A 25,653-nucleotide genomic window follows, 5' to 3' on the forward strand; every position below is an offset into this window, starting at 1 on the left:
TGAGCCATGGCGGTGAGAATGCCATCGAATTTCGGACGGTCCGGCGCGCAGGAGAGCGCGTTGGATCTGCTTGGCCACGAAATCCTCGGCGAAAAGGCGGCAGCGCTCGGCCGCGCCGGCCGGCGCGTCGAGGAAACACTGACGAGGCTGCGCGAGAATGGCGACAGCGACGATCGAGCCCAGCTGCTCAAGGACGCAGCCGAAGCGGTGCACGGCTATTTCATCCAGCGCGAACTCTGCGGCCTGCGCAAGCACGACGCGGTGATCCGGGAATACAATATTCCCAAGGCCGTGCTGGCCAGGCTCGGCGCCAGCGTATGATCCGAACCGGAATCGGTTTGGGAGGCGTTATTCCAGCCACTCGGTGATGAAGCTGCCGTTCTCGTGTATGTCGGTGGTTTCCAGCGGGCCTGGCCCGAGATTGGTGAATTTGTGTGGCGTGTCCGGCGGTACGATCAGGATCTGGCCGGATGTGGCCTCGATCTGCCGGTCGCCGACGGTGAACAGGCCGGTCCCGGTCCGGATGATAAAAATCTCGCAATAGGGATGGCTGTGCAGCCTGGGGCCGCCGCCGATCTCAGGCAGGTAGTTGAAGATCAGGCAGCTGTTGGAGCCGTAGGCGCCGCACTGCAACTCGCCCTGCCAGTGGTCGGGCGCTTCGGCCCATTTGTCGCGGTCTATAACATGCGCCATAGGGCGAGGATAAACCGCGCCAGCGCCCGCTGTCGAGGCGAACGCAGTCGTTTGGTTTTCCTGCGATTTTCCAATCATTCCATCGGGCAAATTACGTCCCCGCGACAATCTGCCCTTGTGCCTTCACCCGTCTGGACAAAAACAGGCTTCACGCATAAACCCAAGTCCCAAATGCCGGAGGAATTCGCTAGCCTGTTCGCCATGCGCTGTCGGGCCGGCGCGATTGAGCGGGAACAAGGCTCGGCCGCCGGCATGGAAGAGGCGAAAGGATCAGGCACCCGTGAGCGCAACCGACACCCAGGATCCCAACCGTCGTGATTTTCTCTACGTCGCCACCGGCATGGCCGCGGTGGTCGGCGCGGGCGCCGTCGCTTGGCCGTTCATCGATCAGATGCGTCCGGATGCCTCGACGCTGGCCCTTGCCTCGGTTGAGGTCGACGTCTCTTCGCTGACGCCAGGAATGTCGCTCGTTGTGAAGTGGCGGGGCAAGCCGGTGGTCGTGCGCAACCGCACTGAGCAAGAGATGAAGGACGGCGAGGCGGTCAATCTCGCCGAGCTCAAGGATCCAATTGCCCGCAATGCCAATTTGCCGGCCGACGCGCCGGCGACCGACGCCAACCGCACCACGCCGGGCAAGGAAGCGTGGATGGTGATGGTCCAGGTCTGCACCCATCTCGGCTGCATCCCGCTCGGCCAGGAAGGCGATTTCGGCGGCTGGTTCTGCCCGTGCCACGGTTCCGTATACGACACCGCCGGCCGCATCCGGAAGGGGCCGGCACCCGAGAACATGGCGGTACCGGTGTTCCAGTTTATTTCCGACACCAAGATCCGTATCGGCTGAGGCAAGGGATATTTCGATGAGCGAGGGACACTCGACCTATACGCCCAAGACCGGCATCGGACGCTGGTTCGATTCGCGCATGCCCCTGCCGCGGCTGGTCTATGACAGCTTCATCGCCTATCCGGTGCCGCGCAATTTGAATTATGCCTGGACCTTCGGCGGCATCCTCGCGCTCATGCTGGCGGCGCAGATCCTGACGGGTATCGTGCTGGCCATGCACTACGCGGCCGACAGCACTCTCGCCTTCGATTCGGTCGAGAAGATCATGCGCGACGTGAATTCGGGCTGGCTGCTGCGCTACCTGCATTCGAACGGCGCGTCGTTCTTCTTCGTCGCCGTCTACATCCATATCTTCCGTGGCCTCTACTACGGCTCCTACAAGGCGCCGCGCGAGCTGCTGTGGATCCTCGGCTGCATCATCTACCTGCTGATGATGGCGACCGGGTTCATGGGCTATGTGCTGCCTTGGGGCCAGATGAGCTTCTGGGGCGCCACCGTCATCACCGGCTTCTTCACCGCCATACCGCTGGTTGGCGACTGGATCCAGCAGCTTCTCCTCGGCGGCTTCGCGGTCGACAATCCGACGTTGAACCGCTTCTTTGCGCTGCATTACCTGCTGCCGTTCATGATCGCCGGCGTCGTCGTGCTGCACATCTGGGCGCTTCACGTCGTCGGCCAGAACAATCCGACCGGCATCGAAGTCAAATCGAAGACCGACACGCTCGCCTTCACGCCTTACGCGACCATCAAGGACGGGTTCGGCATGATCGTGTTCCTGTTCGTCTTCGCCTATTTCGTGTTCTACCTGCCGAACTATCTCGGCCATCCGGACAATTACACCGTGGCCAACCCGCTGAAGACGCCGGCCCACATCGTGCCGGAATGGTACTTCCTGCCGTTCTACGCGATCCTGCGCGCCATCACCTTCAATATCGGGCCCATCAACTCCAAACTCGGCGGCGTGCTCTGCATGTTCGGCGCGATTGTAATGCTGTTCCTGGTGCCGTGGCTCGACACCTCGAAGGTGCGCTCGGCTGTCTACCGGCCCTGGTACAAGCTGTTCTTCTGGCTGTTCATGGCCGACGCCATCCTGCTCGGCTGGCTTGGCTCGCAGCCGGCCGAGGGCAGCTATGTGTTCATGGCGCAGATGGCGACGCTGTTCTACTTCGCCTTCTTCCTGGTAGCGCTGCCGGTGCTTGGGCTGATCGAGACGCCGCGGCGGCTGCCGAATTCGATCACCGAGGCGGTGCTCGAGAAGAACAAGGGTGGCGGTGGACATCCTGCCGGCGCCACGGCCGCGCCGGAAACCAAAGGCTGAGCATGATCCCGAAAAGTGGAAACCGGTTTTCGGACAAGATCATGCTCGGGACGATGACCGCGCGTCAGAGAATCTCAAGGGGATATGGCATGAAGAAGATTCTCGCCTCGTTGGCGCTGCTTGGCCTTGTGGCCGCGGGCATTGGGGCCACAGGCACTGGAGCGAGCGCCCAGGAAGAAGCGCACAATGAGGCGGCGCCGACGCATTTCCCGATTGACGAACCGAAGGAAATGGACTGGAGCTTCGCCGGGCCATTCGGCACCTACGACAAGGCCCAGCTGCAGCGCGGGCTCAAGGTCTACAAGGAAGTCTGCTCGGCCTGCCATTCGATGAATTTGGTGGCGTTCCGTACGCTGGAAGGCCTTGGCTATTCGGATGCGCAGATCAAGACGCTGGCGGCCGAATATACGATCCATGACGGCCCGAACGATGCCGGCGACATGTTCGATCGTCCCGGCAAGCCGTCCGACCATTTTCCGCCGCCGTTCCCCAACGAGGAAGCGGCGGCGGCGGCCAATGGCGGTGCAGCACCGCCCGACATGTCGCTGCTGGCCAAGGCGCGCGGCGTCGAGCGCGGCTTCCCGCGCTTCGTGTTCGACATCTTTACGCAATATGCCCAGGGCGGCCCCGACTACATCCACTCGCTGCTGACCGGCTACGACCAACAGCCGCCGGCGGGCATGGTCATACCAGAAGGCACGCACTACAATCCGTACTTCCTGTCCGGCGTGTCGCTGAAGATGCCGAAGCCGCTCTCCGACGGCCAGGTTACCTATGATGACGGGGCGCCGCAGACGGTCGACCAGTATTCTCGCGACGTGTCGGCCTTCCTGATGTGGGCGGCAGAACCGCACCTCGAGGACCGCAAGAAGACCGGCTTTCGCGTACTGGTCTTCCTGCTGCTGTTCGGCGCACTGGTCTACCTGACCAAGCGCAAGGTGTGGGCCGGCGTGGCGCACTGAGCCCTGCGATATAAGGGAATGCGAGGGCGTCGAAAGGCGCCCTTTTCATTGCAGGCATGTCGATTCATCGCAGCCGGCGCTGAACAAGGCCCTTTGCCGGACAATTTTCCGTCAGGCGTCACATGGCGGTAGCCGGACTTGGCTGCACCGGGTTACGATTGGCCAATTCCTTTCACGTCTTTAGCCGAATCTGAATGGCCCGGAGAGCCGCTTGATGAAGTCCTCGCTCGAAGAGACGCTGCTTGCCGCGATCCGCACCATTCCGGATTATCCCAAGCCGGGCATCCTGTTTCGCGACATCACCACGCTGCTCGGCAATGCGCGGGCCTTCCGCCGCGCGATCGACGAACTGGTGCATCCCTATGCCGGCCTGAAGATCGACAAGATCGCCGGCATCGAGGCGCGCGGCTTCATCCTCGGCGGCGCCATCGCCCACCAGCTCTCAGCCGGCTTCGTGCCGATCCGCAAGAAGGGCAAGTTGCCTTACGAGACGGTGCGCGTCGCCTACAGCCTGGAATACGGGCTGGACGAGATGGAGATGCACAAGGACGGTGTTTCTCCGGGCGAGAAGGTAATCCTCGTCGACGATTTGATCGCCACCGGCGGCACGGCGGAGGCGGCCGTCAAGCTATTGCGGCAGATCGGCGCCGACATTCTCGCCGCCTGCTTCGTCATCGACCTGCCGGACCTTGGCGGCCGCGAGAGGTTAGAGGGGCTCGGCGTGCCGGTGAGGACGCTGATCGGGTTTGAGGGGCATTGAGCGTTTCTTCCTTCTCCCCCGTGGCAGAAGGGAAGAATTCCGCTCACCCCACCTTCACCAGCACGGCACTTTCGAATTCGATCACCTTGTCGCCCGTCGAATCGAAGGCCTCTGAGCGGAGCGTCAGCAGCCGCCAGCCCGGTCGCGAGGCAATGGGGCGGTGGGCCAGCGCCGTGCGGGTGAAAGTCACGGTTTCCCCGGCATAGACAGGTTTGGGCCATTTGAGGTTCTTGAAGCCGGGCGAGGGGCCGAATTCCGGCACCGGCCCGGGGCCGGGCCAGCGGGCGACCTCTGCCTCTATGCCAGCCTGGAGGTTCAATTTCATCCAGGTGGCGGCGGTGTGCCAGCCCGAGGCGCAGAGCCCGCCGAATATGCTGTTCCTCGCCGCCTCTTCATCGATGTGGAAAACTTGCGGATCGTATTTGCGGGCGAACGCCTTGATCGCCTCCGGTTCGAATCGATGCGAACCGAGCGTGACGGTGATACCGATGCAGAAGAATTCGTCGAGGCTCACGCACTGCCCTCGCGGGTGAGGAACATGACGGCGTTTTCGAGCTCGAAAACACCTTCGCCGCGCTGGTTGAACAACTCGCTGCGCATGGTCACCAGGCCAAGCCGGGGCTTCGATCTAGACAGGCGCTTGGCAAGGACGGTGGTGCTGCCGCTCAACAGGTCGCCGGCCAGGACCGGCCGTTTCCATTTGACCTGGTCGACGCCTGGCGCGCCTTGGGAGGTCGAGTCGAGCAGGAAGGCATCGCACAGCATGCGCATGAACATGGCGCAGGTGTGCCAACCCGAAGCCGCCAGCCCGCCGAGGATGCTGGCCTTACCCGCAGCCTCGTCGAGATGCATCGCCTGGGCATCGAACTCGCCGGCGAATTCTATGATTTCGGCGGCGCTTACCAGCTTGGTGCCGAGGTCGAGCGAAGCGCCCTCGACAAAATCCTCATAAGCCCAGGTCTTTGCGGTCATGGTCTGGAAATCCTGTTCAGGATTGTACGATCGCTGCGGGTCGGGGTCCCGGATGCAGGCAGCGCGGCATTTGGTCAAGCAATTTCTAGTGCGCCAGCCTGCGGCGCCCAAGCCGCAGCGGAGGTATTGATGACCCTACAGCCAGCCGCGGCGGCGGAAATACCAGAAGGGCAGGATTGCCGAAAGCACCATCATGCCGATGGCGAAGGGATAACCAAAGTGCCATTTGAGCTCGGGGATGATGTCGAAATTCATGCCGTAGATTGAAGCGACAAGCGTCGGCGGCAGGAAGATGACAGCGGCGACGGAGAAGATCTTGATGATGGCGTTCTGCTCGATCGAGATCATGCCGAGCGTCGCGTCGAGCAGGAAGCTGATCTTCTGCGACAGGAACGTGGCGTGGTCGGCGAGCGACAGCACATCGCGCGACAAGGTCTTGATGCGGGCGCGGGTATCCTTGCTCATCCTGGTCTGCGTGGAGGCATGGGCGAGGAAGCCGGCAAGGCGCTGCAGCGAGATCAGGCTGTCGCGGACCGAGGAGGCGAGATCCTCCTTGCGGCCAATGCCTTTCAACAGCTCCTGGAAGTCGCGGTTGCGCTTGGAAACCTTGGTCGAGCGTGCCTCGAAGATGTCGCGCGAGATCGCCTCGACGTCGCGGCCGGCGCGCTCCAGAATGTCGGCGAGGCGGTCGACGATCGCCTCCAGTAGTCCGATCAGGATGGTGTCGCCGCTGGTGCAACCGGTCGCCACCTTCTCGGCGCGCTGCGGAAAGGTCTTAAACGCCTTCGGTTCGTGGTACCGCACGGTGATCAGCCTGCTGCCGGCGAGCACGAAGGTAACCGGCGACATCAACGGATCGTCCACCTCGGTCTGCGCAGGCAGAATGGCGGTCATGAAGTAGGCGCCGTCCTCGACGTAGAGACGGCTCGAGATCTCGATCTCTTCCATCTCTTCGCGGGTCGGAACGGCGATGCCGAGCCAGGTCTCAATTGTCGTCTCTTCTTCCTTTGTCGGGTTGAAGAGGTCGACCCAGACCACAGTGTCGCTGTTCTGCAGGAGATCGTCGACCAGGCGCAGGCGATCATTGTCGACGACGAAGGCCTTGATCATCGCCGGGTCTCCCTTGCTGTTGCCAAAGAGCGTTCGTTGGAGGGGCGCGTCAGTTAGATCGCACGGACACGGGCAGGTGAGGCGCGAGGCCGGTGCAAAGGCCCCTTAGACCCCGCACGACGGCCCGTCAAGCAGCGCAAGAGGCACTGCGACCCCTGCTTTGAAGTTTGGCATCGAGCGGCGGCAATGGTGGCCGCTGGGCTCCCTCGCCTGGTCAGGTGTTGAACTTGAACAGCATGATGTCGCCGTCCTGGACGACATACTCCTTGCCTTCGTCGCGCGCCTTGCCGGCCTCCTTAGCCGCCACTTCGCCGCCCAGCCTGACGAAGTCGTCATAGGCGATGGTCTGGGCGCGGATGAAGCCGCGCTCGAAATCGGTGTGGATAACGCCTGCCGCCTGCGGCGCCCTGGCGCCCTTGTTCACGGTCCAGGCGCGTGTCTCCTTCGGCCCGACGGTAAAGTAGGTGATGAGCTGCAGCAGCTCGTAGCCGGCGCGGATGACCTTGTTCAAGCCGGGTTCGTCCAGGCCGAGCGTTGCCAGGAATTCCATTTCCTCTTCGTCCGAGAGCTGGGCGACCTCGGCCTCGATCGCCGCCGAAATCACAACGGTGCGGGCACCTTGCGCGGCCGCCATCTGCTCGACCGCCCTGGTATGGGCGTTGCCGATGGCGGCATCGGCTTCGGCGACGTTGCACACGTAAAGCACCGGGTGCGACGTCAAAAGGTTCAGTCCCTGCAGGATGCGCAGATCCTCAGCCGAGATGCCGTTGAGCAGGATGCGGGCGGGCTTGCCGGCCTGCAGTAGTTCAAGCGCCGCTTCCATCATGGGAAGTACGGTCGCTGCCTCCTTGTCCTTGCCGGCGGCACGCTTGCGGATCTGCACGATGCGGCGCTCGAGGCTGTCGAGGTCGGCAAGCATCAATTCGGTTTCGACGGTCTCGGCATCGGCGACAGGATCGATGCGGCCCTCGACATGGGTGATGTCGTCATCCTCGAAACAGCGCAGCACATGGACGATGGCGTCGACCTCGCGGATGTTGGCGAGGAACTGGTTGCCCAGCCCTTCACCCTTCGAGGCGCCGCGCACCAGGCCGGCAATGTCGACGAAGGAGATGCGCGTCGGGATGATCTCCTTCGACTTGGCGATCGCGGCGATCTTCTGCAGGCGCGGGTCGGGCACCGCCACCTCGCCGGTGTTCGGCTCGATGGTGCAGAACGGATAATTGGCGGCCTGTGCCGCCGCCGTCCTGGTCAACGCATTGAAGAGCGTCGACTTGCCGACATTGGGCAAGCCAACGATGCCGCATTTGAAACCCATTTTTGTCTGGTCCTATCGGGAAATCGAAATTTGATCAGGGCTATGGGCGAAAGCGCCGACGATCGTCAAGGCGCAATTCAATTCAGACGCTGCGCGATGTCATCGGTGCCTATCGCCAACGCGTGAACGCCGGACCTGCTCAGTATTTGCAGAAGATGCCAGAACGCGTCGACATCCGCGGTTCCGAAATCGATCGTCAGTTGCCCCTCGAGCAATTGCGCACTGTGAATGATGCTTCCTAAGGTCTCCGATGTTTCACGCTCGCCATCGATATCGAACCAGCCGCGAAACCATTCGTCGAAGAGATCGCCGTCAAGCTCATTTACGGGGAATTTGAAATGAACCTCGTCCCACTTGAACGGTGAGATGAGGACATCCATTCCACCGATCCCGGCGTGAATATCCGGAGAGAATTTCACATAGGTATCGCTATTGATGAACTGCGGATTTGGCTGTCCGTCATTGCCGACGAAATCAACCGCGATGAGATTTCGATAGAAGGAATCGACGTTCGAAAACTTGACCTCGGTCGCATGCGATCCTTGGCCGTTGCGAGCAAGTTCGCCGGCAGCGGCGACGAAATAATCAACATACTTCTGCCTTACGCGGCGAACCAATTGCTGGACGTCATCCATATTCATGGCTCAGTCCTTGCCGCCAAAAAGCTTCTTCAGCATCGCCGCCATCGGGCCGGTTTTGGGCAGCTTGGCCGCCGGTTGCTGCGGCCGTGCCTGACGGACGTGGCTTTGTGCCTTTGGCGCCTTGGGTGGCGGGCGGTCGTCGTCGTCCGTCGGCGTGAGCTTGTCGCGCAGCGCCAGCGTCACGCGATTCATGAACGAATTGTCGTCGCCCTTGGCAAGCAATCCGGCACCATCGGCGATTGCGTCGAGCAGCACGTCCAGCCATTCGCGGTCGGCCTTGGCGAAATCGCCGAGCACATGGCCATGCACCATTTCCTTGACGCCGGGGTGGCCGACGCCGATGCGCACACGGCGAAAATCCTTGCCGACGTGCTGGTCGAGCGAGCGGATACCGTTGTGGCCGCCGGAGCCGCCACCGACCTTGACCCGCACCTTGCCGGCGGCAAGGTCGATCTCGTCATAAAAGACAGTCAGCGCCGAAGGGCCGAGCTTATAGAAGCGCAAGGCTTCGCCGACCGATTGGCCGGACAGGTTCATGAAGGTCTGCGGCTTGATCAGGATCACCTTGTCGCCGGCAAGCGTGCCTTCGGCGATCAGCCCCTGGAATTTCTTCGACCAGGGCGAAAAGGAATGGCGGCGGGCGATCGCGTCCGCCGCCATGAAGCCGACATTGTGCCGGTTGTTGGCGTATTTCGCGCCCGGATTGCCGAGGCCTGCAAAGACAAGCATCGTCGCCTCCGGGCGGGAAGGGGTTACTTCTCTTCGGCGGCAGGAGCCGCTTCGGGCGCAGCCGCTTCAGTCGTCTCTTCTACGGCCTCCGGCTTCATCGCCGAGGAGCCGGCAATGGTCGCGATGGTGAAGTCACGGTCGGAGATCACCGGCTTGACGCCGGCCGGCAAGGTGACGGCCGAAATATGGATCGAATCGCCAATATCGGTGCCGGTGAGATCGATGGTGATGAAATCCGGGATCGCATTGGCCGGGCAGTGGAATTCGACCTCGTGGCGCACGATGTTGAGCACGCCGCCGCGCTTGATGCCGGGCGACTTGTCTTCATTGATGAAGTGCACGGGCACGTCGACATTGACTTCGGTGTCCTTGCCGATGCGCAGGAAATCGACATGGACCGGGAAATCCTTGACCGGGTCGAGCTGGAAGTCCTTGGGCAGAACCTGGATCTTGTTCCCGTCGACATCGATCGTGGCGACCGTGGTCAGAAACCCGCCGCCATGGATCTTGTAGTAGATGTCCTTATAGGTCAGCGCAATCGCCAGGGGAGGCTGCTTGTCGCCGTAAATCACTGCAGGCACTTTACCGTTGCGGCGAACTGCACGGGCGGACCCCTTACCGACCTGTTCGCGCGCTTCGGCCTTGAGCTCGTAAGTATCGTGGCTCATGGCATTTCCTTTCGCGTTGTTCTGGAGCGTTCGCGGCCGGCAACGTGCCGGGGCCGTAAACGTCGAAAGCCGACATAGCTAACGCATGACCTGGTCCGAAAACCGGAATCCACTTTTCGGGATCATGCGGGAAGGCGGCCTTCCGCCGCGTTGCCTCCAAGGGTGTCTACGCGGGTGGCGGCTCTATAGCGGAAGGCGGCGCGAGGTGCAAGCGGGGCGGAAGGTGCCCAGGGACGGACCGTGTCCCATCAATGTCAGGCCGGAAACGGCAGTGCCGAAAGCAATGCTGCAATGTACAGTCCGACGCCAAAGGACAGATGGGTCATAAGGCTGCGCAGGCGCGCAGTGCGCGGATTGGGAACTTTCGAAGCCGCGATGCCGATCCCAAAAGCCGGTTGCATCACGAAGAACGGGGCGACGATGGTGCAGACGCCGACCAACAGGGCCGGAAGCACTGTCGGGTGCCGTGCCCAGTCGAGGCTCCACACTCCAATCAGCGCCGCGGCAAATACGATGCCGGTCGCGTAATGTGCGCTCCATCCAATGGCGGTTTCGCCGCGAACGCGAGCAGCTTGCGCGATATTCGCGTGCGCGAAACGGCCACGCGGAAAGTGTCCGATCCAGCGGCCGACCCAGGCGTAATCAAGCGATGGAATCGCGAGCATTCGCTTCAGAAACCATCCCCAAAGGTCCATCAGGGCTGTCGCGCCGATACCAATGACGGCCGCACGGACAACGAACTCCAACATTTTTGCTCTCCTGTTTCACCCGTCAGACATTAACCAATTAGAATCAATCATTCAACATATTGATTGATTGATTGATTAATGCTAGCCAAGTCATATGAAAAGGACGGACGTTCACCACCCGATCTTCGACGAAGTAGCGGATCTCGCCCGCACCTTGGGGCATGCCCACCGGCTGGTTCTGTTGCGTCACATTGCCGATGGCGAACTGGCCGTCGAGCAGCTGACGCAGCTTTCGGGGATCGCATTGGCGAATACGTCGCAGCATCTTCAACATCTCAAGCGAGCGGGCCTGGTGCAGACCCGGCGAGACGGAAAACGCGTTCTGTACCGGCTTGCAGATGTCCCAATCGAAAACGTGTTCGCGGCGCTGCGAAGCCTTGCAAACCATAGACGCGAGCAGATCCGTGAGTTTATCAACGACAGCATTAGCCAGCCGGACAGGCTGGAAAACATCTCGCGCGAGGAACTCGTGCGCCGCATGCGAAACGACGAAGTCGTGCTGCTCGATGTCAGGCCGCAGAACGAATTCGCGACGGGGCATTTGCCGGGTGCGATCAACATTCCCGCTGATGAGCTGGAGCAGCGGCTTGCGGAGCTTCCACGAGAGAAGGTCGTTGTCGCCTATTGTCGTGGGGTCCAGTGCGTTCTGTCGGCCGACGCTTTGGCAATCCTGAGGGCACGAGGCTGGGCCTCGCGCCGTTTCGAAGGCGGCTTGCCCGAGTGGGCAGCTGCAGGCCTGGGTGTAGAGGGAACGAACTACGAAAGCGGCTGACGGCCGCCAAATCGGCGTCGCCGGGCCTGGCCCAAATAACCGCAGGCGGCTGGACGGGCGCGTCGGAAGAGGGGATTCGCTTAGAAACCGAACCCGGGCTTCACCCGACCGTGGTCACCTTCCTCGCTTCCTTCATGTTAGGCAGAAAAACCGTCAGCAGCCCGAGTAGCGGCAAATACGAGCAGACCTGGAAGACGAAATCGATGCCTTTCATGTCGGCGACGACGCCAAGCACGGCGGCCGCGATGCCGCCCATGCCGAAGGCGAAGCCGAAAAAGATGCCGGCGATCATGCCGACCCGGCCGGGCACGAGTTCCTGCGCGAAGACGACGACGTTCGAGAAGGCCGAGGACAGGATCAGGCCAATCAGCACGGTGAGAACCATCGTCCACTCGAAATTGGCATAGGGCAGGGCCAGGGTGAAGGGCAGCACGCCGACGATCGAGAACCAGATCATCGCCTTCTGCCCGTAGCGGTCGCCGAACGGGCCGCCGAGCAGGATGCCCAGGGCCGAGGCGCCGAGGAACAGGAACAGCATGACTTGCGACATCTGGACTGAAACGCCGAATTTATGGATGGAATAGAAGGTATAATAGCTGGCAAGGCTGGAAATATAGGCGTTCTTGGTCAGTACCAGCAGCGTCAGCACCAGCAGCGCTCCCATCACCTTGCGGCGCGGGAAGGGCGAGACGAAGCCTGCCGCCTTGCGGGTGCTCTGCGCGGCACGCAGGCGGCTGTACCAGCCGCCGACCTGCCACAGCACGATGATGCCGATCAGCGAGCCGCCGGCGAACCAGGCGATGCTGGTCTGGCCGAAGGGCACGACGATGAAGGCTGCCAGCAGCGGCCCCATGGCCTGGCCGAAATTGCCGCCGACCTGGAACAGCGACTGTGCCAGGCCGAACCTGCCACCAGAGGCGAAGCGCGCGATGCGCGAGGATTCCGGGTGGAAGATCGCCGAGCCAATGCCAATCAGCGAGGCGCCGATGAGGAGCAGCGAGTAATGTCCAGCATAGGCCAGCACGACCAGGCCGATCAACGAAGAGGCCATGCCGTAGGGCAGCGAATACGGCATCGGCCGCTTGTCGGTAATCATGCCGATCACCGGCTGCAGCAAGGATGCCGTCACCTGGAAGGTGAAAGTCAAAAGGCCGATCTGCCAGAAATCGAGACCGTAATTGTCCTTCAGCAGCGGATAGATCGCCGACAGCAGCGACTGCATGATGTCGTTGATGCAATGGCAGAAGCTCACCGCCAGGATGACGGTGAAGGCCGTCGCCTGAGCTGAAATGTGGCTGGCCGCTGCCGGCTTGGCGTCGGCGGTTGCTGTGGTATCGGTCAAGGCAGGCTCCGTGGTCTTTTTGGCGGGCGCTCCCGCAGGCGGTCTTATGGGCCGGCTGCCTTATACGTTGCTTGTCATGCGACTTCTTTCGTGGTTTGGTCCAATAGTTTCGCAAGTGGGCCATAGCTGATGCCGCATGGCAGGGAAATGTTCAGAGCGGGCGATACCGATCTTGGGCTGTTGCATGAGCGTCGCTGGCAATGGCTGGAGCAGGCCGTCGGGCCGGCGGTGGCGCTGCCGACCGAATATCCGGACGGCTATCACGTGCCGCGGCACCATCACAGCCGCAGCCAGTTGCTGCACGCGCTGGTCGGTGTCGTGCTGGTGACGACGCGGCATGGGCGCTGGATGGTGCCCCCCGACCACGCGATGTGGATCCCAGCCGGCACCGAACACTCGGTTGAGATGCTGGGCGACGTCAGCATGCGCTCCGTCTATGTGATGCCGGAGGCCATTCCCGGCCTGCCGGACGGGTTGCGCGTCGTCGGCATCACCGACCTGATGCACAGCCTGATCGTGGAATCGGAAAAGCTGCCGCAGGGCGCCGAGCTGGAGGGGCGGGGCGGGCTGATCATGAAGCTCCTGCTGCACGAAATCCCGAACCTGCCGCAACGGCCACTCGGACTGCCGTTCCCGTCCGACGCAAGGCTGGCAGCGCTGTGCCGGCGCTTCGTCTCGGCACCGTCACCGCACGCGACGATCGATGAATGGGCCGCTATCGTCGGCATGAGCCGCCGCTCTTTCACCCGCGCCTTTCATCGCCAGACCGGATTGTCGCTGTCGACTTGGCGCCAGCAGGCCTGTCTGTTCGCGGCGCTGCCACGGCTGGCCGACGGCGAGCCGATCACAAGGGTGGCGCTCGATCTCGGCTATGACAGCGTGCCGGCGTTCATCACCATGTTCAAGCGCATGCTGGGAGCCTCGCCACGCGGTTACATGCGCGGCGCCCGTGATGCTGGTGAAGGTGTGCGGCGAATAAGCGGTCCGGCTCGGCCTGAGTCGCAGCCCTAAAGCGCGTCGCGTTCGACCGGTCTCATGCGACGCGCTTTAGGGTCTTGTTTTATGCATGTCGTTGTCGCAAAACCGCTGCTCACTTTTGCGCGACATGTATTAATCGAACAGGCTCGACACCGATTCCTCGGTTGCCGTGCGGGAGATCGCCTCGCCCATCAGTTCGGCGATGGAGATGACGCGGATATTGGCGGCGTCCAGCACTGCCTGGGTCGGCTGGATGGAATCGGTGATGACCAGTTCCTGCAGTTTCGAGGCGCCGATGCGGGCGATGGCGCCGCCGGACAAAACGCCATGGGTAGTATAGGCGGTGACACTGGTGGCGCCGTCGGCAAGCAGCGCATCGGCCGCATTGCATAGCGTGCCGCCCGAATCAATGATGTCGTCGATCAACAGGCAATCCTTGCCGCGCACGTCACCGATGACGTTCATGACTTCCGATTCGCCGGGGCGCTCGCGACGCTTGTCGACGATGGCCAACTGGGCATCGATGCGCTTGGCGAGGGCACGGGCGCGGACCACGCCGCCGACATCCGGCGACACCACCATGACATTGGCGAGCTGCTTGTATTTCGCCTTCACGTCACGCGCCATCACCGGCACGGAAAACAGATTGTCGGTCGGGATGTCGAAGAAGCCCTGAATTTGCCCGGCATGCAGATCCAGCGTCAGCACCCGGTTGACGCCCGCCCGCGTGATCATGTTGGCTACCAGCTTGGCCGAGATCGGTGTGCGGCCGGAGGCGCGGCGGTCCTGCCTGGCATAGCCGAAATAAGGAATAACCGCAGTGATACGCTTGGCCGAGGAGCGCATGAAGGCGTCGATCATGATGAGCAGTTCCATCAGATGATCGTTGGTCGGGAACGAGGTGGACTGCAGGATGAAGACGTCCTCGCCTCGCACGTTCTCCTGGATCTCGACGAAGATTTCCTGGTCAGCGAAGCGCCTGACGCTGGCCTTGCCCAGCGGAATGTTGAGGTAGCGGGCGACTGATTCGGCCAGCACCCTGTTGGAATTGCCCGCGAAGAGCTTCATGCACCGTTCCTGGCGAAGGATTGAGAGACTCCGATAGCACTCCAGCCTCTTAGTCGGGCTTTTAGCGGCCCGCGCCGGTATTGCAAGCGTCGTGAATGGGAATCCGCCGGCTAATCTCAATAATCGCTTACGGCTTGACGATGCGGCGATAGGTCCACTTCGATGCCGACAGAATCGGGATAGCTTCTATCTTTCAGTCTGAGCATGCTCTTTTCCGAAAACCGGATTCCACTTTTCGGAATCATGCTCCAGGTCAGCCGGCGCCGCCGCCAAGCCAGGTGGCGAACTGGTCGATTGTCTGGTCGGCAATCGCCTGCATGGTCGCCGGCGCGACCGCCGCCCAGCCTTCGCCGCCACCGACGGAGGGCGCCTTCTGCTGGCCGTTGATGCGATGCAGCCGGTTGCCGGCCGGGTCATAGATGTCCCAGACATAGATGACGGTGGTGTCCTTGCCTTCCGTCATGGTCGAGAAATAGCCCTTGAGCACGTGCGTTGGGGTCTGGTCGGTGCTGCCGGCCAAGGTGATGCCACGCTGCCTGGCGCGTGTCTGAAGCTCGGCGGTCAGCGGTGTCGCGGCTTCTACCGAGGCGCCGACGATCGGCGCCACCTGCAGCCGGGTTCGCGCAATGGCAGCGGCGCTTTTGGCGGGCGGCACGGCTGCTGCCGCCGGAGGCTGCGCTGTATCTGCAGTTGGCGCGGTGCCGGAAGACGGCGCCGCAGTTGAGGGGGGCGTTGCGGCGCCGCCGGCTCCGGGCAGGGATTGGGTCGATTGCGGGGCGATGGCCGAGGGTTCGAGAACGTCCTTCGCATTGGTGCAAGCCGCCAGCGCCAGCGCCGCGAGCAATGACACGGTCGTCACATGCGATCGTCTCATTAGCCTGAAAACTCCTTGGCGACGAACGCCCCTCACACTTTTTCCATTATGGATTCACTGCACGATCAAGTCGAGATCATGGCGGGACAGCGGCTTCGGCTGGGATTCGGTCGTCAGGTAGGTGCGGCCAAGGGTCATCGCCGTTTCGGTTTCGGAGTCCATGATGATCATATGGGCGAACAGCGTCATGTTCGGCGCAATCGGTTCGGGATTACCCTGATAGAACATCGGCATATCCATCCAGGACGGGGTGAAGCGGGCGCCGAGCGAATAACCGCAGGCATTGAGCCGGTGCTTGGTCAAATTGTGGGCTTCGAGCGTGCGGGCATGGGCGTCGAACACGTCGCCGAACGTATTACCAGGTGTCATCGCCTTCTCGACTGCAAGTAGCGCGGCGCGGGCGGCATCGAACAATTCCTGGTGGCGTTTCGATACCTTGCCGGTCAACACCGTGCGCATCATTGCCGCATGGTAGTGATGGAAGACACCGGCCCATTCGAGTGTCAGCTGGTCGTTCTTGGTGAGCTTGCGGCGACCGGCCTTGTAGCGGCAGAGCAGGGCGTCGACGCCCGAGCCGATGATGAACTCGTTGGCCGGATAATCGCCGCCGCCGGCAAAGATCGCGCCTTGCATGGCGGCGAGGATCAGCGCCTCATCGCCGCCCTGCTTGATCAGCGGCAGTGCTGCGTCCAGCGCGTCGTCGGCCAGATTTGCGGCTTTTTCCGCCTTGGCGATTTCGGCCGGGCTCTTGAACAGCCGCAGCCGGCTGACAATGCCAGAGGCATCTGCGATCTGCCCGAAGGTCTGCAACTGCTCGTCGAGGCGCCGGCCATTATATGCCGTCAGGCCGTGGGTGTCGTATTCGACGCCGATGCGGGCGCCGAGCAGGTCAAGCTCGTTGAGCAAATTGCGCAGGTCGACCGCCGGATTGGCGCCGTTGCGATCCGTCCACAAAACGATGTTGTCGATGATCGAGGTGTGGCGTGCCTGGCGCAAATCGGCCGAACGCGTCAGCAGTACCATCGAGCCGTCGGCCTTGACCACCAGGCACTGGAAAAAGCAGAAGCCGAACGTGTCGTAGCCGGTTAGCCAATACATGCTTTCCTGCGCAAACAGCAGGACGGCGTCGAGCTTCTTTTCGGCGATCTCGATCATCAGTCGATCGCGCCGCGCGTCGAATTCCGAGCGTTCGAAATGCAGCGCCATCAGTCAGTCTCCAAAACGATTGCCGAAACCTGCCGTCCGTAGTCGGGCTCGTTGCGATGCGTGCTGCGCCGATAGGAGTAGAAAAGCTCTTCCTCGGCATAGGTGCAGCGGCCGAGCCCTTCGGCATTGACGCCAGCCTTGGTCAGCCGGTCGACCGTGTAGCGGTTGAGATCGAACATCGCGTGTCCGGCATTTGCGGAGGGCGCGAAATAGCGGGCATTACCGGCATCGGCGTCGACGAAGCGGGCGACGAATTCCGGTCCGACTTCGTAATTCTGTGGGCCGATGGAAGGACCGAGCACTGCGACGATGCGGTCACGCCGGGCGCCGAGGCTTTCCATTGCCGCGATGGTGTTTTCCAGCACTCCCGTGAAAGCGCCTTTCCAGCCGGCATGGGCGGCTCCGATAATGCACGCCTCGGCGTCAGCGAAGAGGACCGGTCCGCAATCGGCGGTCGAGGCCCCGATGGCAATGCCCGGCCGGTCGGTGACGATGGCGTCGGCCTTGGGACGCTCGCCGGCAAAAGGTTCCCTGGCGATGACGACGTCCGGCGAATGAACCTGATGAGCAGTCAGCAGATGGCTTGCCGCCACGCCCATCCATTCGGCGACGCGGCGGCGATTCTCGCGCACCAGCGTCTGGGCGTCGCTCGATCCGGTGCCGATGTTGAGGCCCCGGTAGATGCCGCTGGAAATGCCGCCGACGCGTGTGAAGTAGCCGTGGCGGATGCCTTGCACCGTTTCCAGCAAGGGCGACCGAACGGGATCCGGTTTGGTCTGATTCAGCATGGCGGCTTTGTTGTCCGTATGGGCGATTTCGTCAAGCGCGTTGAAGGCGGCGAGTTGAAGGTAGGCAAGTTGAAGGTAGGCGAGTTGAAGGCGGGCGCAGTTGAAGGCGAGTGCAGTTGATGTCGGGCGCAGCCGGAGAGGGGAGAGTGGTAGAGGCGACAGCGAAAAGTCAATCCGCGCTTGCGAACGGCGGAACGGCAATGCCGGAAGGAAGGATGGCAAGCACCTTGAAGAGCTCGCCCATGGCCTGCTGACCGGCGAGGCGCTCGACGTCGGCCGCGATCTTTTCACGAGCTGCCTGATCGGCATTGGCGCCGAGCCGGCCAGCTCGTTCGAGAAGCCCCATTTTGAGCAGGAATTCACCTTGCGTGGAGAGGTGGGCATCGAGGCTGTGTGCCCGAACGGTTGCCGCGAGGGCAGCGAAATCGACATGGGCGGTGAGATCGGCCTCCCCCGGATTGGCCAGCACGTCCTCATGATCGTGCTTGCGCAAGGCCTGCAAGGTGTCGCCGATGCCGGGCTGGAGGTGACCGTAGTCGAGAAACAGGCCGGCGCCGCCAAATCCGGCAAGTCGCCCGGCGATGGCCGCCATCAGAGCGGCGCGGGCCGGCGCCACCTCGACGATCGCACCTTGCGGCGCATTCTCGGCACCCTCCGGCAGCAGCATCGGATCGAGCGAGCCGGCGCCGACGAAAAAGCGCAGCCGGTTCGCATCGTCGAGACCGATCATCCGTTCGCGCCAGCCGGCTCCGGCGCGGACGAACTGGCGAATAGGCACCGCGTCAAACAGCTCGTTGCCAACAATCAGAAGCTGCCCCTGCGGTAGTGTGTCGATGGTTTCATTCCAGGCGATGGTGGCCGACGTCCCGGCAAGCGTCCGTTTCTGGACCTCGGTCAACCGCGGACTGGTCTCGATCAAGGCGAATGATGCGCTGGCGGTAAGCGTCGGATCGAGCCGCGAAAGCGTGCGCAGCATATCTCTCATCAGCGTGCCGCGGCCGGGGCCTATTTCGGCGATGGCGACCGGCGTCGGCCGGCCGATCGCCAGCCATGCCTGGTAGAGCCAGACGGCGACCATCTCGCCAAACATCTGGCTGATCTCCGGCGCGGTGACGAAGTCGCCGGCGGCGCCGAACGGCTCGCGTGTCGTATAATAGCCGTCCTGCGGATCGAACAGGCAGAGCGCCATGTATTCGCTGATGGGGATCGGTCCCACCGCACCGATCAGCTCGGCGATGCGTGTCTTCAGCGGCGTCATGCGGGCTGCGGTTTTGTCACCGGCTTGGCTGTAGCCATCGCCCAGATGCCGGCCAGCACCATCGGCAGCGACAGCACCATGCCCATGGTGAGCCAGCTCGTGCCAAGGAGATAGCCGAGCTGCTGGTCGGGCTCGCGGAAGAATTCGACGAAGACGCGCGAGGCGCCATAGCCGGCAATGAAGGCGCCGCCGACGAAGCGCGGCGTCTTCAGCTTGAGCCGCGAATGAGTGAGAAAGCGCAGGACAAGGAACAACACCAGCCCTTCGAGCAGCGCCTCGTAGATCTGGCTCGGATGGCGTGCAAATGGGCCGCCATTGGGGAATTCGAATGCCCATGGAACGTCGGTCGGTCGGCCCCATAGTTCGGAATTGATGAAGTTTGCCAGGCGAACGAGGCCAAGCCCCACCGGCACGCCGGCGGCAACAACGTCGAACAGCGACCATGTGCGGATGCCACGCGCCCGGGAAAACAGCGTCATGGCGAGAATGACGCCGAGCAGGCCGCCATGAAACGACATGCCGCCCTGCCAGACGGCGACGACATCGAGCGGATTGGCGATGTAACGCGGCAGGTCGTAGAACAACACGTAGCCGGTGCGTCCGCCGAGCACCACGCCGATGGCCGCCCAGACGATGAAGTCGTCGAGATCCACGGGCTTCATCGGCAGGGTGCCGTCGGGCCAGAGTTTCGGGTTGGTGACGAGGCGCTTGGCATACCACCAGGCGAACAGGATGCCGACGATGTAGCCGACGCCGTACCAATGCACCGCCAGCGGTCCGATCCGGACGATGACCGGATCGATGTTGGGGAAGGGCAGGGCAGCCAGCGGCAGCAAATATTCGCTCAACAGGGTCTCCCGGTTCCGGTCAGGTTCGGGCGCGGACCATGCGGCAGGGTTTTGGCAGGGTCAAGGCGAGCATATGCTTGCATTCCGCATCGTGCGCCACTACGTCAATTCGACCAAGCGAGGATTTGCCATGGCGACCGGACCGAACCGCATTCTCGATGAATTCGCCAAGCTGATGACCGACGCAGCCGGTGCCGCGCAAGGCGTGCGGCGCGAGGTGGAGACCGCCTTCAGGGGCCAGGCCGAGCGGATACTCAACTCCATGGACGTCGTGCAGCGCGAGGAATTCGAGGCCGCTCGCGACATGGCGGCGAAGGCCAGGGAAGAAAACACCCGCCTCGCTGCTCGCATCGAAGCGCTCGAGGCCAAGCTTGCCGAAATGACCGGTCAGGCAGCGCCTGCGGCTTCGGCAAAGCCGCGTGCAAAAAAATAATAAAAATATTCGTTAAACTTTTCCACAAAGCCGGATCGCAAAAAGCGCTTTGTCGTGAATCGCTTACCGGTACTGCGTGGATCTTTCCGACAGCGCCTTTCCACATGCGAATGACGCAGTGCGAAAAATTGGGCTGGTCACGCGACTCCCGATCAATAGACTGAATTTGTTGCATGATTCGGAGCAGGGTCATGCGCCGGGCGGTGGGGTCCGGTCCGGGGTCTTTGCGTTGACGAAGTCCTGGCCGTCCGAGTTCTAGGCAGAATTGTTCGAGTGTGCCTCTCCCGCGGAGCGTGTGGTGGCGCTCCCAGAACGACAGGAAGCATTTCATGGAACTTCTCGAACTCGAATTCTCCCGCGAAATCCATCCGGTGGATGTTATCGAGCAGGTGGCGCACAACAACGATTGGTCCTTCGAGCGGGCCGGCGATGACGAGATCTCGATCTCGGTCGCCGGAAGCTGGACCGACTACCACGTTTCATTCTCCTGGATGGAGGACTACGAGGCGCTGCACCTGGCCTGCGCTTTCGACATCAAGGTGCCTGAGGCGCGCGCGCTCGAGGTGATGCGGCTGCTTTCGCTGATCAACGAACAGATGCTGTTTGGGCATTTCGACCTCTGGGAGCAGGAAGGCGCCATCATGTTCCGCCAGTCGCTGCTGCTGGCCGGTGGGGTTGAGCCGTCGAGCCAGCAGGTCGAGGTGCTGCTGTCGTCGGCGCTGGAAGCCTGCGAATGCTATTTTCAGGCCTTCCAGTTCGTCGTCTGGTCGGGGACTTCGGCCAAGGACGCGCTGGCCGGCGTGCTGTTCGAAACCTACGGAAACGCCTGACCGTCGATGGGTTCGAGCAACGCGAGAAAAACCGAGATCAGCTTCGCCGATTTCGACCGCGTCGACATCCGCGCCGGCACGATCGTCGAGGCCGAGCCTTTTCCCGAGGCGCGCAAGCCGGCGATCAAGTTGAAAATCGATTTCGGTCCCGTGATCGGGGTGAAGAAATCCTCGGCCCAGATCACGAAATACTATACACCTGAAAGCCTGATCGGCCGGCAGGTGTTCGCGGTGGTCAATTTCCCGCCGCGTCAAATCGGGCCATTCATGTCGGAAGTGCTGACGCTCGGTTTTCCCGATGAAGAGGGCGCCGTCGTCCTCGGCGCGATCGAGCACAAGGTGCCGGACGGCGGCAGGTTATTCTAACTGCGGTTTGCTCAGGCGGCCAGTTTTCGCGTGGTACCCAGTGCTCCTTCGACCGTTTCCATGAACATTTCTGCACAGGCCTTCCAGCTGTAGCGCATAGCACGTTGCCGCGCCTCGGTGCGGTCGACGAGAAGCGCGGCGAGCGCTGCTTGCCTCAGCTCTTGCGAGACTGCGCCGCCTATGCCGTCGCCCACAATATCGATCGGCCCGGTGACGGGATAGGCTGCGACAGGCGTGCCGCTGGCCAACGACTCGATAATGACGTTGCCGAATGTGTCGGTGCGGCTGGGGAAGACGAAGACGTCGGCCGAGGCGTAGATCTCGGCCAGTTCGTCGTTCGGGCGATGGCCGAGAAAATGGGTATCGGGATATCTGGCCTTCAGCTTCGCCAATTCCGGCCCTTCGCCGACAACCACCTTGCTGCCGGGCAGGTCCAGGTCGAGGAAAGCCGGCAGGTTCTTCTCGATCGCGACGCGGCCGACGCAGAGGAAGATCGGTCCCGGAAGCCCCAGGTCCTTTCTTTTATCCGGCCGAAAATGATCGGTATCGACGCCACGCGTCCATGGCCGAAGCTTGGTGAAGCCGCGTGCCGCAAGATCGTCGGCAAGCGACTGGGTGGCGACCAGCGTGCCCTGTCCTGAATTATGGAAATCGCGCAGCCAGCGATAGGCCCATGCTTCTGGCACCGGCAGACGCGCGCTCAGATATTCCGGAAAACGTGTGTGATAGCTGGTCGTGAACGGACGGCCGGCGTTGCGGCAGTAGCGCCGCGCCATAATGCCGAGCGGTCCTTCGGTGACGATATGGATGTGATCCGCCTTGCGTGCCTCGATCAGCTGCGCCACGCGGTGCGGCGTCGTCAGCGCCAGCCTGATGTCGGGATAGGTCGGCAGAGGCAGGGTGCGAAAGATGTTCGGCGTCAGGAAGTCCGTCTCGACATCGAAGGATTTCAAAGTCTCCGAGAGGCGCTCCAGCGTGTGGACGACGCCGTTGACTTGCGGGCGCCAGGCATCGGTGACCATCAGGATGCGCATGGCGGTCCCTTGGCGGAGAGCTTGATTGCTTTGCCGCGATGCCTGAACGGCGACCACGCCGCCGCTCTGGCCTCGCACCAGCGCACCCGGGCAGGCGCGGGGTCGAAATGAGGCCGCAGGGCCGAATCAATCAGGATCGCGCGCTTCATTGGCGCTCTTCACCATGGTTTCATGACGGGCGGATGAAGGCCGGCCTCGCTCCCGTCAAGCCGGAACCTTGATCACCGCCCGCAGGCCGCCGAGCGGGCTGCGTTCGAGGACGATGTCGCCGCCATGGCTGCGGGCAATGTCGCGTGCGATGGAAAGGCCAAGGCCGGTGCCGCTGGCGTCGAGGTTGCGGGCCTCGTCCAACCGCACGAAAGGCTTGAATACATCCTCCCGCTTTTCGGGCGGAATGCCCGGACCGTCATCGTCGATAGTGACGAGCAGCGAACCGCGTCCATGATTGGCATTGATCTCCACCGTCTTGGCATAGCGGAATGCATTGCCGACGACGTTGGACAGCAGCCGGGCAAAGGCATTGGGGCGCACATGGACATGCGGATCGCCGGCAAGCACGGTCGACAGCTTGCGCTTGCGCAGCGCGGCTTCCTCGCGAAGCTTGTCGAAGAAGGCTTCGAGGTCGAACCGGCCGGCGTCTTCCGATGCTTCGCCACGTGCAAAGGCAAGGTAGCCTTCCAGCATCGACTGCATGTCGTCGATGTCCTGGTCGAGTGCCTGCGTGTCGGCCGCCTTGGTCCCGGCCAGCGCCAATTGCAGCTTGAAGCGGGTGAGGATGGTCCTCAGATCGTGACTGACGCCGCTCAGCATGGCGGTGCGCTGCTCGAGCTGGCGTTCGATGCGTTCGCGCATCTGGATGAAGGCAAAGCCGGCGCGGCGGACTTCTTCGGCACCGCGCGGGCGAAAATCGCGCGGCATCGGCCGGCCTTTGCCGAAGCTCTCGGCCGCCTCGGCCAGCGTCAGAATCGGCCGGATCTGGTTGCGCAGGAAGGGAATGGCGATCATCAGCAGCACCAGTGAGGTACCGACCATCCAGATCAGGAAAATATGGGTATTCGACGCATAGGCTTGGCTGCGGCGCACGAAGACGCGCAGCACCTTGTTCTCAAGCTGGACGCGGACCTCGACGATATTGGAATTGCCGACCGTATCGATCCAGAACGGACGGTTGATCTGGCGGGTGATCTCGGACGAAAGGATCTCGTCGAGGATCGAGAAGAACGGCTTTGGCCCGGGTGGCGGCAGTGGGTCGGGCGGCAGGAGGTCGACCTTCAACTGCATGCGATCCTGGGCGATGCGGATGACGTTGGCGTAGTCGGCGTCGTGCGGATAGGTCTCTATCAGATCGATGATGGCGGCGATGTCGCGCACCGTGGCCTGCGACAGGCGCTGCGTCACGGTCTGCCAATGGCGCTCCATGAAGACAAAGGCGACGACCGACTGCAGCATGATCATTGGCGCGATGACGATGATCAGCGAGCGGGCATAGAGCCGCTTCGGCATGTAAAGCGACACCAGGCGCCAGAAACGGTTCCAAGCGCGCGGCACGGCCTTCAGCGCCCGCGTCGCGCGGGCGCTCAAGCCGCCATCTTCCGGCCGTTCGAGTTGCGTGGTCGCCATTCGTCTTTTCGCTCACCGGCGGCCCAGCAAAGGACCGCTGTCGGCGGCATTCTATTCCACGCTGAGCCGATACCCAATACCGCGCACGGTCTGCAGCCAGACCGGATTGGACGGATCGCGTTCGATCTTGCGGCGCAGCCGGTTGATCTGGACGTCGATCGTGCGCTCGCCGACCTCGGACTCGTCGCCGACAAGCTCATGCCGCGGTATCGTTTCGCCGGCACGCGCAGCGAAGATCGCCAGGATTTCCTGCTCGCGGTCCGTCAGCTTGAGCGCCTCGCCGCCGCGCTTCAGCTCACGCCTGGCGATCTGGAAGGTATAGGGGCCGAAGACCAGCTGTTCGACCTTGGGCGTCGTCGCGGGGCCGCCGCGGCGCAAGATATTGTTGATGCGCAGGATCAGCTCGCGCGGGTCGAACGGTTTTGGCAGATAGTCGTCGGCGCCGGCCTCGAGCCCGGTGATCCGGCTGTCGGTTTCGGACAGTGCGGTGAGCATCAGGATCGGTACGTTTTTTTCCGCCCGCAGCGCCTTGGTGAGATCGACGCCGCTTTCACCCGGCATCATGACGTCGAGCACGATCAGATCGAAATCGAGGCCGGTGAGCTTGCGCCGCGCCTCGCCGGAATTTCCGGCAACGGTGACGCGAAAACCGTTTTCGGTCAGATACTGTTTCAGAAGATTGCGGATTCGGGTGTCGTCGTCGACCACCAGCAGATGCGGCGCGTCGTCTTCCGGTGCTGTCGGATGATCAACCCTCTCAATGGTCTCCATGGCTTTTCCCTGACATCTTTGCGGGCACAATGTCGATCTGCGCCCTTAGTTCCGGATTGACCATTGCCTCAAGGAACCGTTCGATAACGGCGCGTTCGGTGGCTCCGGAATCCTCCAATGCAGCATGGATGCGGCGCGACTGTGGCCGCGCCAGTGCCAGCGCCAGCGCACGGCCCTTGGCCGTCGGATAAAGCTCGCGCTGGCGGCGGTCGCGAGGGCCCTGCAATTGCACGATATGGTCGGTGTCGATCAGTTGCTTGAGCACGCGCGCCAGGCTCTGCTTGGTGATCTTGAGCACGTCGAGGAGCTCGGCGACCGTCAGGCCGGGCCGGCGATTGACAAAATGCAGAACCCGGTGATGAGCACGGCCAAAACCGTAGTCGGCCAGGATCTGGTCCGGATCGGAGGTAAAGTCGCGATAGGCGAAGAACAACAACTCGATGATGGCGAAATCGATGCCATCCTCGTCGGTGATCGCCGTCCTGATCGGCTCTGCGGCTGCGTGGCTCGTCATCTTTTCTCCGTGTGAAGCAGGAAATTATGTCAGCACTATTGACGTATTTTCCGCGCGATGGTAATTTTTGGCAAGCTTTTCGGCGGATTGCGAACGAAAAGGCAAACGAAGCCCTTTTTTCCGGAACTTCCTGAGTTTGCCAGACCTTAAATATCCGCCTACGCTTTGAGACAATGGCCGCCCGCGGCGG

Annotated in this window: 30 protein-coding genes; 10 read left to right on the top strand and 20 right to left on the bottom strand. The window is 62.2% G+C overall.

Translation table 11 applies throughout. The features are described 5' to 3' along the window. Positions 1-6: 6 nt before the first annotated feature. Positions 7-321: a DUF6665 family protein gene (locus NKI22_RS14625; protein WP_023719208.1), complete on the top strand. Its 315-nt coding sequence runs from the start codon at positions 7-9 to the stop codon at positions 319-321. 27 nt (positions 322-348) lie between these two features. On the opposite strand, the gene NKI22_RS14630 is transcribed toward NKI22_RS14625, so the two are convergent. Further along, entirely contained in the window at positions 349-693 is a 345-nt protein-coding gene (locus NKI22_RS14630) for a cupin domain-containing protein (RefSeq protein ID WP_023719207.1), read from the bottom strand. Positions 694-973: 280 nt separating this feature from the next. On the opposite strand from NKI22_RS14630, the gene petA reads away from it, so the two are divergent. The 4 genes from petA (at position 974) to NKI22_RS14650 (ending at position 4,574) form a co-directional block, all read left to right on the top strand. Further along, the gene (petA, locus tag NKI22_RS14635) at positions 974-1,534 is read left to right on the top strand and encodes a ubiquinol-cytochrome c reductase iron-sulfur subunit (RefSeq protein WP_023719206.1); all 561 of its coding nucleotides are present in this window, start codon (positions 974-976) and stop codon (positions 1,532-1,534) included. Positions 1,535-1,550: 16 nt separating this feature from the next. Continuing rightward, a complete protein-coding gene (locus NKI22_RS14640) occupies positions 1,551-2,852 on the top strand; it encodes a cytochrome b (RefSeq protein ID WP_352516104.1) in 1,302 nt (433 codons plus the stop codon). Positions 2,853-2,941: 89 nt separating this feature from the next. Beyond that, entirely contained in the window at positions 2,942-3,814 is an 873-nt protein-coding gene (locus NKI22_RS14645; protein ID WP_023719204.1) for a cytochrome c1, read from the top strand. Positions 3,815-4,028: 214 nt separating this feature from the next. After that, entirely contained in the window at positions 4,029-4,574 is a 546-nt protein-coding gene (locus NKI22_RS14650) for an adenine phosphoribosyltransferase (RefSeq protein WP_023719203.1), read from the top strand. Between the two features lie 43 nt (positions 4,575-4,617). Here the strand turns inward: NKI22_RS14650 and NKI22_RS14655 are convergent, their stop codons facing one another. The 8 genes from NKI22_RS14655 to NKI22_RS14690 all read right to left on the bottom strand — a co-directional run bounded on the left by NKI22_RS14655 (position 4,618) and on the right by NKI22_RS14690 (position 10,761). After that, positions 4,618-5,088 carry a MaoC family dehydratase gene (locus NKI22_RS14655; RefSeq protein ID WP_023719202.1) on the bottom strand — a complete coding sequence of 157 codons (471 nt, stop codon included), beginning with the start codon at positions 5,086-5,088 and terminating at the stop codon, positions 4,618-4,620. Next, on the bottom strand, positions 5,085-5,546 hold the full coding sequence (locus tag NKI22_RS14660) for a MaoC family dehydratase (protein WP_023719201.1): 462 nt from the start codon (positions 5,544-5,546) through the stop codon (positions 5,085-5,087). The genes NKI22_RS14655 and NKI22_RS14660 overlap by 4 nt, the downstream gene beginning before the upstream one ends. 135 nt (positions 5,547-5,681) lie before the next feature. Next, complete coding sequence (gene corA, locus NKI22_RS14665; protein WP_023719200.1) at positions 5,682-6,656, bottom strand: magnesium/cobalt transporter CorA; 975 nt, start codon at positions 6,654-6,656, stop codon at positions 5,682-5,684. Between the two features lie 214 nt (positions 6,657-6,870). Next, positions 6,871-7,974, bottom strand: a complete 1,104-nt coding sequence (gene ychF, locus NKI22_RS14670) for a redox-regulated ATPase YchF (RefSeq protein ID WP_352958537.1) — start codon at positions 7,972-7,974, stop codon at positions 6,871-6,873. A 77-nt stretch (positions 7,975-8,051) separates the two neighbouring features. Continuing rightward, a complete protein-coding gene (locus NKI22_RS14675) occupies positions 8,052-8,615 on the bottom strand; it encodes a hypothetical protein (RefSeq protein WP_023719198.1) in 564 nt (187 codons plus the stop codon). Between the two features lie 3 nt (positions 8,616-8,618). Next, complete coding sequence (gene pth / locus NKI22_RS14680; RefSeq protein ID WP_023719197.1) at positions 8,619-9,344, bottom strand: aminoacyl-tRNA hydrolase; 726 nt, start codon at positions 9,342-9,344, stop codon at positions 8,619-8,621. Positions 9,345-9,367: 23 nt separating this feature from the next. After that, positions 9,368-10,012, bottom strand: coding sequence for a 50S ribosomal protein L25/general stress protein Ctc (locus NKI22_RS14685; RefSeq protein ID WP_023719196.1), 645 nt, complete (start codon positions 10,010-10,012; stop codon positions 9,368-9,370). A 254-nt stretch (positions 10,013-10,266) separates the two neighbouring features. Then, positions 10,267-10,761: a DUF2938 domain-containing protein gene (locus NKI22_RS14690; protein WP_023719195.1), complete on the bottom strand. Its 495-nt coding sequence runs from the start codon at positions 10,759-10,761 to the stop codon at positions 10,267-10,269. A 94-nt stretch (positions 10,762-10,855) separates the two neighbouring features. On the opposite strand from NKI22_RS14690, the gene NKI22_RS14695 reads away from it, so the two are divergent. Then, positions 10,856-11,533, top strand: coding sequence for an ArsR/SmtB family transcription factor (locus NKI22_RS14695; RefSeq protein WP_352850628.1), 678 nt, complete (start codon positions 10,856-10,858; stop codon positions 11,531-11,533). Between the two features lie 100 nt (positions 11,534-11,633). On the opposite strand, the gene NKI22_RS14700 is transcribed toward NKI22_RS14695, so the two are convergent. After that, complete coding sequence (locus tag NKI22_RS14700) at positions 11,634-12,875, bottom strand: MFS transporter (RefSeq protein WP_352496090.1); 1,242 nt, start codon at positions 12,873-12,875, stop codon at positions 11,634-11,636. A 129-nt stretch (positions 12,876-13,004) separates the two neighbouring features. Between NKI22_RS14700 and NKI22_RS14705 the strand changes: the two genes are divergently transcribed. Next, a complete protein-coding gene (locus tag NKI22_RS14705; RefSeq protein WP_023719192.1) occupies positions 13,005-13,886 on the top strand; it encodes an AraC family transcriptional regulator in 882 nt (293 codons plus the stop codon). Positions 13,887-13,985: 99 nt separating this feature from the next. On the opposite strand, the gene NKI22_RS14710 is transcribed toward NKI22_RS14705, so the two are convergent. The 6 genes from NKI22_RS14710 to lgt all read right to left on the bottom strand — a co-directional run bounded on the left by NKI22_RS14710 (position 13,986) and on the right by lgt (position 19,895). Then, positions 13,986-14,921: a ribose-phosphate pyrophosphokinase gene (locus tag NKI22_RS14710; RefSeq protein ID WP_023678427.1), complete on the bottom strand. Its 936-nt coding sequence runs from the start codon at positions 14,919-14,921 to the stop codon at positions 13,986-13,988. Between the two features lie 253 nt (positions 14,922-15,174). After that, complete coding sequence (locus NKI22_RS14715) at positions 15,175-15,795, bottom strand: hypothetical protein (protein WP_352591747.1); 621 nt, start codon at positions 15,793-15,795, stop codon at positions 15,175-15,177. 54 nt (positions 15,796-15,849) lie between these two features. Further along, entirely contained in the window at positions 15,850-17,001 is a 1,152-nt protein-coding gene (locus tag NKI22_RS14720) for a M24 family metallopeptidase (protein ID WP_023678425.1), read from the bottom strand. Next, the gene (gene pgeF, locus NKI22_RS14725) at positions 17,001-17,789 is read right to left on the bottom strand and encodes a peptidoglycan editing factor PgeF (protein ID WP_352640780.1); all 789 of its coding nucleotides are present in this window, start codon (positions 17,787-17,789) and stop codon (positions 17,001-17,003) included. Before pgeF ends, NKI22_RS14720 begins: the two co-directional genes overlap by 1 nt. 169 nt (positions 17,790-17,958) lie before the next feature. Beyond that, on the bottom strand, positions 17,959-19,047 hold the full coding sequence (locus NKI22_RS14730) for a class I SAM-dependent methyltransferase (protein WP_352815415.1): 1,089 nt from the start codon (positions 19,045-19,047) through the stop codon (positions 17,959-17,961). After that, positions 19,044-19,895 carry a prolipoprotein diacylglyceryl transferase gene (gene lgt / locus NKI22_RS14735; protein ID WP_352483082.1) on the bottom strand — a complete coding sequence of 284 codons (852 nt, stop codon included), beginning with the start codon at positions 19,893-19,895 and terminating at the stop codon, positions 19,044-19,046. Before lgt ends, NKI22_RS14730 begins: the two co-directional genes overlap by 4 nt. 130 nt (positions 19,896-20,025) lie before the next feature. Between lgt and NKI22_RS14740 the strand changes: the two genes are divergently transcribed. From NKI22_RS14740 to NKI22_RS14750, 3 genes are all read left to right on the top strand, one after another. Then, a complete protein-coding gene (locus NKI22_RS14740; RefSeq protein WP_023719187.1) occupies positions 20,026-20,328 on the top strand; it encodes an accessory factor UbiK family protein in 303 nt (100 codons plus the stop codon). Positions 20,329-20,657: 329 nt separating this feature from the next. Continuing rightward, the gene (locus NKI22_RS14745) at positions 20,658-21,158 is read left to right on the top strand and encodes a type III secretion system chaperone family protein (protein WP_023678420.1); all 501 of its coding nucleotides are present in this window, start codon (positions 20,658-20,660) and stop codon (positions 21,156-21,158) included. Positions 21,159-21,164: 6 nt separating this feature from the next. Next, positions 21,165-21,524, top strand: a complete 360-nt coding sequence (locus NKI22_RS14750; protein WP_352483084.1) for a tRNA-binding protein — start codon at positions 21,165-21,167, stop codon at positions 21,522-21,524. 11 nt (positions 21,525-21,535) lie between these two features. On the opposite strand, the gene NKI22_RS14755 is transcribed toward NKI22_RS14750, so the two are convergent. The 4 genes from NKI22_RS14755 to NKI22_RS14770 all read right to left on the bottom strand — a co-directional run bounded on the left by NKI22_RS14755 (position 21,536) and on the right by NKI22_RS14770 (position 25,463). Then, positions 21,536-22,558 carry a glycosyltransferase family 4 protein gene (locus tag NKI22_RS14755; RefSeq protein ID WP_023719185.1) on the bottom strand — a complete coding sequence of 341 codons (1,023 nt, stop codon included), beginning with the start codon at positions 22,556-22,558 and terminating at the stop codon, positions 21,536-21,538. 204 nt (positions 22,559-22,762) lie between these two features. Next, positions 22,763-24,178 carry an ATP-binding protein gene (locus tag NKI22_RS14760; RefSeq protein WP_023719184.1) on the bottom strand — a complete coding sequence of 472 codons (1,416 nt, stop codon included), beginning with the start codon at positions 24,176-24,178 and terminating at the stop codon, positions 22,763-22,765. 51 nt (positions 24,179-24,229) lie between these two features. After that, positions 24,230-24,949: a response regulator gene (locus tag NKI22_RS14765; RefSeq protein WP_023719183.1), complete on the bottom strand. Its 720-nt coding sequence runs from the start codon at positions 24,947-24,949 to the stop codon at positions 24,230-24,232. Continuing rightward, the gene (locus NKI22_RS14770) at positions 24,936-25,463 is read right to left on the bottom strand and encodes a MarR family winged helix-turn-helix transcriptional regulator (protein ID WP_352483087.1); all 528 of its coding nucleotides are present in this window, start codon (positions 25,461-25,463) and stop codon (positions 24,936-24,938) included. Before NKI22_RS14770 ends, NKI22_RS14765 begins: the two co-directional genes overlap by 14 nt. Positions 25,464-25,653 lie beyond the last annotated feature (190 nt).

Origin of the sequence: Mesorhizobium sp. M0778 (assembly GCF_040320105.1) — a bacterium.
Taxonomy (GTDB): domain Bacteria; phylum Pseudomonadota; class Alphaproteobacteria; order Rhizobiales; family Rhizobiaceae; genus Mesorhizobium.